Source organism: Sulfurisphaera javensis, from assembly GCF_041154675.1.
In the GTDB taxonomy this organism is placed as follows: Archaea; Thermoproteota; Thermoprotei_A; order Sulfolobales; family Sulfolobaceae; genus Sulfurisphaera; species Sulfurisphaera javensis.
Genome location: NZ_AP031322.1, coordinates 748,371 through 760,716, shown reverse-complemented (window position 1 = coordinate 760,716; position 12,346 = coordinate 748,371). Strand labels below are relative to the sequence as shown.

12 protein-coding genes and 1 pseudogene are annotated in these 12,346 nt (G+C 31.0%); 8 read left to right on the top strand and 5 right to left on the bottom strand.

Annotated features, from left to right (window positions below):
• Nucleotides 1-7: 7 nt before the first annotated feature.
• From ACAM25_RS04090 to ACAM25_RS04075, 4 genes are all read left to right on the top strand, one after another.
• A complete protein-coding gene (locus ACAM25_RS04090) occupies nucleotides 8-589 on the top strand; it encodes a hypothetical protein (protein WP_369611066.1) in 582 nt (193 codons plus the stop codon).
• A gap of 56 nt (nucleotides 590-645) precedes the next feature.
• Nucleotides 646-2,622 carry a formate dehydrogenase subunit alpha gene (fdhF, locus tag ACAM25_RS04085; protein ID WP_369611065.1) on the top strand — a complete coding sequence of 659 codons (1,977 nt, stop codon included), beginning with the start codon at nucleotides 646-648 and terminating at the stop codon, nucleotides 2,620-2,622.
• Nucleotides 2,623-3,114: 492 nt separating this feature from the next.
• Nucleotides 3,115-4,134: a DEAD/DEAH box helicase gene (locus ACAM25_RS04080; protein ID WP_369611064.1), complete on the top strand. Its 1,020-nt coding sequence runs from the start codon at nucleotides 3,115-3,117 to the stop codon at nucleotides 4,132-4,134.
• A gap of 64 nt (nucleotides 4,135-4,198) precedes the next feature.
• Nucleotides 4,199-4,540 (top strand): hypothetical protein, encoded by a 342-nt coding sequence (locus tag ACAM25_RS04075; RefSeq protein ID WP_369611063.1) that lies wholly within the window; start codon nucleotides 4,199-4,201, stop codon nucleotides 4,538-4,540.
• On the opposite strand, the gene ACAM25_RS04070 is transcribed toward ACAM25_RS04075, so the two are convergent.
• The 4 genes from ACAM25_RS04070 to ACAM25_RS04055 form a co-directional block, all read right to left on the bottom strand.
• Nucleotides 4,533-5,171 carry a hypothetical protein gene (locus ACAM25_RS04070; RefSeq protein ID WP_369611062.1) on the bottom strand — a complete coding sequence of 213 codons (639 nt, stop codon included), beginning with the start codon at nucleotides 5,169-5,171 and terminating at the stop codon, nucleotides 4,533-4,535. The two genes, ACAM25_RS04075 and ACAM25_RS04070, sit on opposite strands and share 8 nt — an antisense overlap.
• A gap of 15 nt (nucleotides 5,172-5,186) precedes the next feature.
• Nucleotides 5,187-5,384 (bottom strand): hypothetical protein, encoded by a 198-nt coding sequence (locus ACAM25_RS04065; protein WP_369611061.1) that lies wholly within the window; start codon nucleotides 5,382-5,384, stop codon nucleotides 5,187-5,189.
• Between the two features lie 63 nt (nucleotides 5,385-5,447).
• A complete protein-coding gene (locus tag ACAM25_RS04060; protein ID WP_369611060.1) occupies nucleotides 5,448-5,642 on the bottom strand; it encodes a hypothetical protein in 195 nt (64 codons plus the stop codon).
• A gap of 66 nt (nucleotides 5,643-5,708) precedes the next feature.
• The gene (locus tag ACAM25_RS04055; RefSeq protein ID WP_369611600.1) at nucleotides 5,709-6,500 is read right to left on the bottom strand and encodes a DUF929 family protein; all 792 of its coding nucleotides are present in this window, start codon (nucleotides 6,498-6,500) and stop codon (nucleotides 5,709-5,711) included.
• A gap of 189 nt (nucleotides 6,501-6,689) precedes the next feature.
• On the opposite strand from ACAM25_RS04055, the pseudogene ACAM25_RS04050 reads away from it, so the two are divergent.
• From ACAM25_RS04050 to ACAM25_RS04035, 4 genes and pseudogenes are all read left to right on the top strand, one after another.
• Nucleotides 6,690-7,688 (top strand): annotated as a pseudogene (locus ACAM25_RS04050) (hypothetical protein).
• Nucleotides 7,689-7,700: 12 nt separating this feature from the next.
• Entirely contained in the window at nucleotides 7,701-9,152 is a 1,452-nt protein-coding gene (locus ACAM25_RS04045; RefSeq protein WP_369611059.1) for a 4Fe-4S binding protein, read from the top strand.
• Between the two features lie 182 nt (nucleotides 9,153-9,334).
• Nucleotides 9,335-10,645 carry an amino acid permease gene (locus ACAM25_RS04040; protein WP_369611058.1) on the top strand — a complete coding sequence of 437 codons (1,311 nt, stop codon included), beginning with the start codon at nucleotides 9,335-9,337 and terminating at the stop codon, nucleotides 10,643-10,645.
• Nucleotides 10,621-10,869 carry a hypothetical protein gene (locus ACAM25_RS04035; RefSeq protein WP_369611057.1) on the top strand — a complete coding sequence of 83 codons (249 nt, stop codon included), beginning with the start codon at nucleotides 10,621-10,623 and terminating at the stop codon, nucleotides 10,867-10,869. Before ACAM25_RS04040 ends, ACAM25_RS04035 begins: the two co-directional genes overlap by 25 nt.
• Here the strand turns inward: ACAM25_RS04035 and ACAM25_RS04030 are convergent.
• Nucleotides 10,866-12,287 (bottom strand): MFS transporter, encoded by a 1,422-nt coding sequence (locus ACAM25_RS04030; protein WP_369611056.1) that lies wholly within the window; start codon nucleotides 12,285-12,287, stop codon nucleotides 10,866-10,868. The two genes, ACAM25_RS04035 and ACAM25_RS04030, sit on opposite strands and share 4 nt — an antisense overlap.
• Nucleotides 12,288-12,346 lie beyond the last annotated feature (59 nt).

Genomic DNA, 12,346 nt, shown 5'->3' with positions numbered 1-12,346 from the left:
ATAACAAGTGCAATTTTTCATTAAGAAATATAAGCAAGATAATGATATTAATACAAAATATGAAGTAATAGCAGAACTTTTTTCGTCTAGGATTGGAAAAATACTAGATATGCCGGTCTTAGAAGTTACAGCCAAAAATGAAGGAATGATAATGAAACAACTTGAAAAGAAATCTAATGGAAATGTAAAAAACCTCAAAAAAATTAAAAGAGCATTACCCTTCGAAGAATGGTTATTAAATATTGATTTGAAAGAGGAACATGTGATGGATGATGAAGAAAATAATGCATATATTATTGATCATGGTCATACATTATCTGCCTGGAAACCCTTATATTACGTCGTAGAAATTATCAACAAACCAGTAACTAGATTTAAACTTTGGAGTGACTTAGAAAGTTATAAAGAAGGAGTAGAAATAGTTAAGTCACTTGATTGTGATCACACTAGAATTTACCTAAAGGAAACAGCCAACGAAGTAGCACACTTATTTAAGTTGAAAGATGATGAGATAAATGACTTTGTTAACATAAGTAGTAAGATTTTAGAATATAGAAAGAAGATACTTCATCTTTTATTTACAAATTGAAATATTTATTTTTACTAATATTTCAGATAAATACTATTGTGACAAATTATTTTGATATGAGTGAAGTTAGCTCGATATGCCCTTATTGTGGGGTTGGATGTGGTTTAAAATTAGAAGTTGTTAATAATATTATAGTAAGGACAATTCCAGATTCCTCTCATATAGTAAGTAGAGGTCATATATGTGGAAAAGGAAGTACAGCCCATGAACCAATTTATAGTTGGGATAGATTAACATATCCTCTTAAAAGAGAAAAAGGAGTTTTCATTAGAATTACGTGGGAGGAAGCAATAAAGGAAATAGCCTCAAAGTTATTAGAAATAAAGAAGAAATACGGAGAAAAAGCAATAGGCTTTTATGGAGGTTGCCAGAATACTTTGGAAGAAGTATACTCTTTCATGAAATTAGCTAGAGCGTTAGGGACAAATAACATTGATTCTTGCGCGAGAGTCTGTCACGAGCCTTCAGCCATGGCTTTAAAAGAAATGCTAGGAATAGGAGCCTCAGCAACTTCAGTTACAGAAATTTCCAAAGCAAAGGTATTAGTTATTGCTGGAGAATCAATAACTGAAAGTCATCCAGTAATTTCCCAATATCTAGTACAACTGAAGAAAAATGGAGGAAAAATTGTTGTAATAGACCCCAGAATGACTGGGACAGCAAAAATTGCAGATCTTCATTTACAAGTTAACCCTGGAACAGATATTTACTTATTTAACACTGTTGCTAATTATTTAATTTCTAATAATTTAATAGATGAAGAATTTATCTCAAAGAGGACTGAAGGATTTGAAGAGTATAAAAAGACTATCTCCTCTTACACGTTAGACGAAGCTGAGAAAATAGTGGGAATAAATAAGGAAAAAATAATAGAATTTGCAAAGCTAATCTCTCAGAAAAAAGTAATCTTTTCTTGGGGATTAGGTTTAACTCAATCCGAAGGAGTTAATGCCGTTAGAGCTTATATAAACTTAGCATTACTTACTGGCAATATTGGAACTGACGGAAGTGGATTAATAGTTTATAGGGGTCAAGCAAACGTTCAAGGTTCTGGCGATATTATAAAACCTAATGTTTTTCCCAACGGTATAATGAATGAGGAAAACGCTAGAGAATTAGAGAAAATATGGGGATTTAAACCTCCAACCTGGGTTGGAAAAACTGTAACTGAAGCATTACTCGAAGGTGGATTAAAGGCATTAGTCTTAATGAATTTTAATCCAGTAATAAGTATGCCTAATAGAAATAAAGTTAAGAAAGTGCTAGAATCATTAGAACTTTTGGTAGTTATAGATCCATTTATGACTGAGACCGCGAAACTTGCACATTTTGTTTTACCATCTGCAATGTGGGCAGAAAAAGAGGGTTCTGTGACAAGTTTAGATAGAGTTGTTAAATGGAGATTTAAGGCTGTAAATCCGCCTGGAGAAGCAAAGAGTGAACTTGAAATTATTTCTTTATTGTTTAAAGAACTTGGATTTAAAGGATTCACATCTGATCCAAAAGAAGTATTTCTTGAAATGAAAGAGGTTGTCAAAATTTACTCGAACTTAACCTTAGATGAAGTTATGGATTACTCTAAACCATCCAGATATCCGGTTAATGATACAATCCTTTATAGAGAGAAATTCCTTACCCCTACTGGTAAAGCAAAGTTTATCCCAGTCGAATATAAGAAAATGAAAGAGGAGGGTCTTATCTTAATTACTGGTAGGACTGTAACAAGATATAATACCGATGAGCTTATAAATAGAACTCCCGGATTCAATAGCTTTAAATCGCCATTATATATTAACCCTAAAGATGCTGAAAGACTAGGATTAAAGGACAAAGATATTGTCAAGGTATCTTCTAAATGTGGTTCAGCAATCTTCACACTTTCAATCTCTAATGAAGTAAAAGAAGGGAGTGTGTTTGCGTATATGCATGATCCGAATGTTAACTATGTTGTTTGTGACAGTTTAGATGAAGAAAGTAAAACACCTAAGTATAAATACACTATTGTAAAAATTGATAAGGTTAAACTTTACTAGAATTATAACAAAAAGTGTGGACGTTATCTCCGACATTTATGGTTCTCCCAAAATCATTCCATTGATAATAAATCAAGGTAGATAAAAAGTTATACATAGTTTTAATCTGTTTTGGTAAAAATTCATCTTCATTTCATTTAGCATATAAAAACATTCTATCATATATTGTCAGAGAAGTGTTAAATTATTTCGAAATATATTAATATCATAAGTTTTATGATTACCTTAATAAAGAGAAAAAATGTATGTAAAAAATTTTAACTACAGATGAGCCTACATAGGATGAGTCAATTTATTTCTTAAGTTTTAATTTGCATCTCCTCATACCAGCCTAAAATAAATATTTTTCATGAATTGAATTTGAGGAGTACCGTTAAGAGTGAGGCTTTCTGCCTACAGTTCTTGTAAAATATAACTTTATTACCTAGAAAATATAAAGGGTTAAAATAAAAATGCATAATCTTTTATTCCAATGACTGTAGTTTATATCCTATGAATGAAAAAATAGAAAAAGCCATTAAAGAAATGGGCTTCAAAGAACTCACAGAAGTTCAAAAGAAGACAATTCCTTTGATGTTACAAGGAAAAAATGTTGTCGTTAGAGCAAAAACTGGAAGTGGAAAGACTGCAGCATTCGTAATCCCAATTCTTGAGCTAGGTAAAAAGAGCTTAATAGTTACACCTACTAGAGAATTAACAAGACAAATAGCCTCACATATAAGGGACATAGGTAGATATATGGACGTTAAAGTTGCAGAAGTTTATGGAGGAATGCCCTATAAATCCCAAATTAAGAGAGTAAAAGATGCTAATATTATAGTTGCTACACCGGGTAGACTTTTAGATTTATGGAGCAAGGGCGAAATAGATCTTTCATCTTTCGAAATTGTAATCCTTGATGAAGCGGATTTAATGTTAGAGATGGGATTCATTGATGACGTAAAAATAATACTTTCTCAGACTTCTAATAGAAAAATTACGGGACTTTTTTCTGCAACTATACCAGAAGAAATAAGAAAGATTGCAAGAGAGTTCATCTCTGATTACGAGGAAGTAGAAGCATGTATTGGATTAGCCAATGTTGAACACAACTTTATTAGAGTTGAAGATGATTGGAGAAGTAAAATAAAAGCATTAAGGACTTATAAAGAAAGTGGAATTATAGTATTTGTGAGAACAAGGAGTAGAGTAGCTAAATTAGTAAGAATATTTGATAATGCTGTAGAATTAAGAGGGGACTTACCGCAAAGTGTAAGGAACAGAAATATTGATGCTTTTAGAAAAGGAGAATATGATATGTTAATTACTACTGATGTAGCTTCACGAGGTTTAGATATTCCTTTGGTTGGCGAGATAATAAATTTCGATGCACCCAAAGATATAAGGACTTATATTCACAGAATAGGAAGAACTGGAAGAATGGGAAAACAAGGTAAAGCGATAACGTTCTTATTAGATAGTGAGTATTGGTTAGAGAGAGAAGTTAAGAAATTACTCAACAGCAAAGCATAATTATAAAGATTATGTTTAAGAGATTATTACACTTGTTTTTAAATTTCCATTCTCATATTAACTTATGGACAAGTATCTTTTAGCCTTATTGGGTGAAGCAGGAGCTACTGGTTTAGCTAAAGGTATTTATATGATAAAAAAAGAAGGGAGATTCTTTTACGCTTACGAAAATGAATTAACGCATTGGAATTACTTCAAAAGATTTAGAAAAAGTCGTTTAGAAAAGCCGGTATATTACTTACTATTATTTCTTGGAATCATTGTAGGTTTACTAGGTAACAAAGCGATTAAATTAGTTGTTAATAAGGTTGAAGAACAAGCTCTTAATTTTTATTTGAGAAATTTTGAGGTTAAAGGCGAAATTGAAAAAATTGTAGAGGATGAAAAACATCATTTTATTAGATGAACACAATTTTGCTTAACTCTTCTTCATATTTCTTCATCTTTTCACTTATAATTTGATTATATTCCTTTTCACTTATAATATAATTAGACTTTGCAAACCATAATGGTATTTCAATGTAATTCTCATTAAATGAACAAACACTTTTAGGTATCCATACTTCTTTTCCCTTTATAGAGAAAAGATAAGCTTTTGATGTTTCAACTTTCATTTTCCCTTCCACCTTAATTAAATCGTTATCAAATTCTCTCTTTATTTGATTATAAATATAGTTCTGTAGTTGAACTTTATCTTCAAATAGCTTACCTTTGTATTTATAAAATTTTACTTTATCTTTGTATTCACAAATAAAGACAGACTCCTCTAGAATTTTATCAATTTCTTTGCAATTCAAAATAAGTTCTTTCAATTCTCCATTTTCTATTACGAAGTAATCGATGATTGTATTATTTTCCTTCTTAAAAACTCTCTTTATTATTGTACCTTCTTCTTCACTTATTTCTGCTTCAAAATATTTTTGGCTTTTGACTGAATGCCAAACCTTGTTTTTTACTTTAACTTCTCTCCATTTCCCTTTATCATAGGCAAAATAATACTCCTCTTCATCTTTAGATATTTTTCCAATCCTTATCATCTTAAATACAAGTAATTAAATAAACGTATAGGCTAAAATAATTAAAGCGACTGAAACAGCTAATAAGGTAGCTGACATGTGGATTACCCATTTACCTTCAAATCCTGGTAAACTCAACTTATAAAATATTAGATTTACTACTCCATAAAAACCCGTAACTAAACTTATAACAGTGAAAATTATTTTTATAGTCAACTCAGCTGATATAAGCATCAATTTAATATTAAATTTGAGGAATTTAAATTTATCTTTATAATAATACGGTATGATAAAAAATTAAATTGATTTCTGTAAATCTTTAGCATCATCTTTTAAATCAAGTATTGCATCAACAATATCATCTATTTTCTTTTTTATTTCATCTTCAGACATACTATCTATATTATCTATTATTTCGTCTAAATCAGAAGATATTGAATCTATTTCATCCTTTAACTCCTCTAACATATTTTTAATCTTTTCTTTATCCATGAGAAAAAATTAGGTTTAGCTTATTTAAATTAAGCTATAATATTGATTCAGTAAACACTTTCTTTCTTACTTGTTTTTTAGATCCTCTGATAATAATACTATTAAAGTAGAATAATATTCAGCATTAGATTTTTGATAAAAACTTAAGTTACTTGTAGTGTTACCAATTATAAAATGAGAACATACGTTAAAAGGCTTATTTCCGTCTATTTGACAAATTATTTTAGTTATAAGATTAGCTTGTGCATATATCTCTTTATATATTAAACTATTTGAATTATGAAGTTGAGATACAACGTATGTCCAATTCTTCCCAGCTAATAACTCTGGATCAATAGTGGTTCCAACTTGATAATAATATCCATAAATTATAAAGGGTATTGAGCCATTACCATAATTTATCCACATCTGATATATGCTCTGTGGTACTTCTTCTAATGGTTGACCTTGTCTATTTTCGTATTCAATTCCTATAAAAGAAATATACTTACTATGGTAAGTTGCGTTAACAAATGTAAAAGTAGGAACATTTGGATAAACATACATAGAACTAGATAACATGTATTCTAACCCGCTAAAGTTACCAAACCTAAGTAATGCTATTATAAGGGCCCATCTTTCAGCTGCACAATAAGGGCAATATTCTGCTCCAACAAATATTACTGCAGGTTTACCATTAGGTGAGAAATTTTCTGGAAATATTCTAATGTTAGTAGTTGCTACTGAAATGTTATATCCGTTATTACTAAGCTCAATTAATTGCCTATATAAATTAGAAGATATAGTCTTACCTATAATGGTATTACTTGAGGAGCCTTTATATATCGAGAGAAATAGTATTGCTATAATTATCCCTATTAGAAAGGCTAGAAGACTGATATTCCTAATAGTTTTATAATATATAAAAGCTTATAACTATAATCACTGTATTATTTTGTGTTAAAAAAGTTTAAGTAATCCTTAAATAAGCTATAATAATTGTTTCTTTAGAAACATCATGAAAAAGACTGAAAAGTTCGATAAAAATCTAAAAGAGCAGTATCAAATATAGTGTTTGGAGCTGTAACCATAATATTAATTATAATAGCGGCTATAGGCTTTTATCTATATGCATCAAAACCAACCATAACTAAAACAATTACAAGTACATCAATCTCTACTACAACAACTACCTTAACTTCGATATCTTCAACTACAAGTACTTAAACTCAGATAGTTACAAAGCCTTTAACTGTTAATGCAAGAGGAGCGTTTTATAATGGCCAAGTGATCACTTTTGAGTATACTGCACAATTTGAATGCACTCCTAACGGTACAGTGTTCTTCCCTAACGCAGCATTAAATGTAAGTAAAGCTATGGGCTGTGAAGTAGGTGCTGGTAATATTTCTGCTTTTCCTAAAGGAGCTGCACCAGTATTTGTTTTAGTTCCAGCTTTTGCTGGTTTATCAATATTTGGAGTACAGAAATTAGGTGTGACTCCACAAGGATTTCCAACATTTAGTTATGAGAATCAAACATACATTATATTAACTCAATGTGGTGCTGCACTTACACCAACTGCATGCCCAGATCATATGAGCTTAATATATTCTCCAGCATTTACAGCCGTTGAACAGCATTTAGGAATTTATAACGGAGTATTTGGACTTCCTGAAGGAGTTTTACCTACACCAGCTCACGATCATTTAGTAACATTTACTACAAATACTTCAATTCCATGGTATATTGTAGTAGTACTAGTTTTTGATCCTAATATATTTCCAAATCCAGTGACAGGACAATGCCAACAAATAGTGCCATCTAATTTAACTGATCCAACTGGAAATTGTCTAAATAGTATTTCAGCTTTAGAGGCAGCTATGACAACATATGATAGTGCAGTTATATCTGCAAATCAAGATAATCCTATATGGCAGACATTAAAGCCAGGCGCATTGCAAGTCGTTATCCCAGGAATCACCTCTCCATCAGATCTATTCAACACTACTAACTCTAATATGGTATTATTCTTCAGTGATCCAAATATATATCCATATCCTATCTAAAGGGTGACCTAAGTGAAGTTTTCCAATTTAAACCTTTTTTTACAAAAATTTGTATTTTTAATATCTAAAAATATATATTTTTTAATATTTATTTCTATTCCATTTAGTGCATTTTGCATTATACCTTTAATATTTATAAATCTATTTCTAGTTGCAATATTATTTCAGAATCTATATCTAAACAGAAATACAAATACTAAATATCCATTTGTCGCATTAGATATACTTATCGCTTTATCATTAACATATATGATTTTATTTCTTAATGATTTTATTGACACACCTACTTATCTTTTAGCTATCCCAGAATTATATCTTTTATTACGTTTCTTCATGAGAAAAGGAAAAACAACATATCTTAATAATTCTAAATTAGCATTCTTACTACTATTTTTAGCTTTTGTATTTGCATGGTTCTCTAGTGGAGTTTTAAGTTACGTGACTGGATATGTTACCAACATTCAGAACTTATTTAATCAATTCGGATATTTTCCGATTTCTAATCCTTTATATCTGATTGTCGACTTTCTGTCTGTATTTGCAACGATTACAGCAAGTCCTTGGTTTATGTTAGAAATGGGAGTCTGGTTAGGAAGTTTAGCTTTCTTTAGGTTAGTTGAAGTAAATAAGATAGAGAATAAAGTAAGAATATTTCTTATGATTTTAGCTTACTTTGTATATAGTATTTGGTTACCTAGTTTTTCACCAATAGCTAATGGTGTGGAATACATACCATATATGTGGTTTAATGGTTTTGGAACTTATGGTCCTGTAGAACCTTCATATCTTATTGATGGTATTTTGGGCACTTATATTGTAACTGCAATTCTTTCATTTTTATTTGGATCTAGACAAGTTTGCTCTGTGACTTGTACTGCACCTTTTATGCTTCAAGGGACTTTTCAAGATTCTATGAAAAAATACAATAGGATATCAAAATTAGGTAAAAAGACTCTAACATCAAAAATGAGCAATTTCTACAAAATATTGATGATAATAATTTGGGGCTCACTTATTATTTTTGCAATTCTATCTTACCTTAATTTTGAAAAAATAATTAACTTCACTATTCTAGGTAACGATCCGACAGTATTTTATAGTAGCCTTTACTTTAACGTAATTTGGTATCTTCAGTTTGTAACGATGCCCTTCCTAGGAAATTATTCTTGTGTAACTTCTGGATTATGTGCATGGGGATCCTTTAATCAATTTTTTGGATATCTAGGTCTCTTTAAACTTAAGGTTAAGGATCCTAAGCTGTGTTTAAATTGTAGAAGTGTTGATTGCGCCACAGCTTGTCCAGTTGGTTTAACAGATATGCGAGCTTCGTTCATTAAGAAGGGTGAATTTAAGGCTTTCAAATGTGTAGGAGTAGGAGACTGTATTGAAGCATGCCCTCATGATAACATAGTGACTCATGATATTAGAAATATAATACAGAAATTTTCTAGGAAATTCACTTAGTCGTTTCGAAAAGTTATAAACTATCTTAAATTCTTGAAATATAAGAATGAGCCAAGAATCTAAGAAACTTTCTACCGTATCAATTAACTTCTAATTCTTTCTCTTACTTGTTTTGCAAAGAACGATAACAGAAGGTAAAGAGAGGTAAGAAAAAATATATTTACCTTATCTAAATTAAACATATGGTTAGCTTATCCAAGAAATTGGAACCAAAAGAGAACTCAATACCAAGCTATTTAGTCTACGCTCAATCATTAAGCTCAATTGCACCTCTAGGATCAGCATCTGCATATCTAACTTTTGCCCTTTCAGACGCTTTATCCTCTACTTTTATAGCAGGCGTACTTGGAGCGTTAATTTACTTTCTATGGGTTCTTATAGGTTATAGATATTCAAAAGTAGTTGCCTCAACTGGTGGAACTTATGAGTTTGCAAGAAGAGGAGGAGGAGAATTATTAGGTAGAATTGCTGGATGGCTTTACTGGATAAGTTATGCTATTTACTTGCCATCAGCAACTACTTATTTAACCGGAATTGTAATAACTTCTGAATTTTCACTGCCAACCTATGTAATTTCCATAATAGAAATCTTAATACCAATAATTTTGACTTTACTTCTTCTTACAGGAATAAGACCACCATTATTCTATGCATTGATAACATCTGCAATAGAAGTTATTCTCATCTTTATATTAGGAATAAAAGTTCTTTCAGTCACAGGATTTTCATTAGAACCATTACACATAACTGTTTCATCTTCTAATTTTTTCTCTGGTGCATTAGCCGTAGGTTTTACTTTAGCTGGTGGAGGTGCATCCTTCTTTTTAGGATATGAGGCAATAGGAAAAGGAAAAACCGTCGCAAAATCATATTTATACGCATATTGGATTGCTTCTATAGCAGTACTCTTTGCCTCATATTTCGAGATTGCCTTTGCTGGCTATTCTGATTCTGGTGTTCAAAACCTGCTTAATATAACTCAGTATCCAGCTTTTTATATCGCTCAAGAACTAATGGGAAATCCTATGGCATTAGTTATTTTTATTTTCACACTAAATAGTTTAATAGGCTCAGTAACAGCAGCATATGTTGCATTATCAAGATTAACATATAGTTTACTAAGGAATAATATGCTAGAATCTATTTTAGCTGTTGCTGGATTTTTCTTAATTATTAACTTAATTGCTAGTATTACAGGACAATATACTGAAGTATATAATTTAACTACTGAAGCTTCTTTAGTAACGCTTTATGGCTCTCACGTTATTGTTTCAGCTTTATTCCCATTTTTCACAAGAAAAACAATAGGCTTTAAATATTATGATGCTCTCTTATCTATTTCAGCAGTATTACTAATGGGTTATGGTATATTTTCAAACATCTATCCTTATAGCGGGACCATATCACTAGTAGGAATACTTTCATTAATTAGCGGAATTATATTAGGTTTTGTACACTGGGGATTAAAATGGAGGAAATTGAAGTTGCATTAAATTTAGTAAAGATGGGGAAACCTCTGACAGCATTAAATTTCATTAAGCAATTTTTGAAAAATAATCCTAGCATACTCATAGATAGTGAAGAATGTAAAAACTTAGCAAATATTGTACTTCATTTTCCTTCACTAAATGATGAGAGTTGGAGATATTTCATTCATATAGAAAAAGAAGATGCAGAACTTTTAATAGAAAAAATTAAGGACTGTCTTAAGGTTTAAATACCAGCTCCAGCTTCATTAATTTTCTCTAAACTTTGCCCTATAGTGTTTGGTAATACGAAGATTAGTACAATTCCCATTATTACCATAGGTACTTGGAATAAAACCCATGTAGATAAAGCTCCAATACTTGAAATTATAGGTAAGATTATTGCTGTAGATATCGCAGCCCCTAAATGTGCTGCACCATCGCTAAATGCAAACGATGTAGCTCTCGCATAAGTTGGTACGTTTTCAGTTCCATTTAAATAGTTTAACTGATTACTCCATCCTACACCTATAAAGTTTGTTAATAACATTCCTCCAAATGCTAATGGAATATTTAAGTTAATAGTTCCTAAAGTGGCTATCAATACTCCTAATAACATTCCAACAAAATAGGCAATTGTTGTTAGTATAGCTCTCCTAATTTTTTCTACTATGAACCTTAATGCTATAGCTCCTAAAAATGTTGCTACGCCCGCTAAACCATAATAGAAGGTTAGTTCATTTATTTGCGCTTGAGTTAAGTTCTTTAAACCACCAGCCCATAATAAGAACTCTGTTAAGTACGGATATTCACCAAAATAGAAGAAGAATATTGATAACATAACTGATATAATCCTTACAGCATACTTCTTGTTCTTAAATACTGCAAGTGGATTCTTTTCCTCAACTTTATAATTTAATGGATTATAAGGAGGAAGGGAAATCCCAGTCTTTTGGACTGCTTTCTCTTCCATCTCTGCAACTATCTTTTCAGCCTCATTAATCCTTCCTTTTAACGCAAGCATTCTAACTGTTTCTGATGCATGAGATCTTATTATTAAGACTATGAATGCTAGAGTTGCACCTATTAAGAATATTACTCTCCAACCTATAGCTGGATTAAGTAGATCAATAATAGATGCTAGAAATGGACCTAAACCTAATCCAGCCCATCCGGCAATATAAACTAGGTTAAAATACTGCCCTCTTTTGACAGCTGGAACCATTTCCACTATATAAGTTGGCACTAAAATTAGATCTCCGCCTATTCCCATTCCAGTAATGAATCTGAAAACTATAAACATTGGATAATTAAATGATAAAGCATTACCTAAACTTCCTATAGCGGTTAATAATGCAGTAAACATTAGCATTGGCTTTCTTCCATATTTATCCGCTAGATAACCTAATATTATAGCGCCAGGAATGTAGCCTGCTAATCCCATTGAAACTACGGTTGATGCTTCTGATGGTGTTAATCCAGTATACGGTAATGAAGTACCAGAAAATGCAATACCAATATCAATTACATCATATAAGGCAATAAAATAACCAAATGCTAATGCAAGAATTACTGATATAGGTAGTACCATAGTAGGTAGTCTGTCAATTCTTGCAGTTAATTCAGCTACTTTATTATAGATTTGATCTTTTGAGGGTTTATCGGCCATCAAAATTTATATAGTTTAAAAATATATAAGCTTTAAGTAAGTTTGAATTTTGATAATGA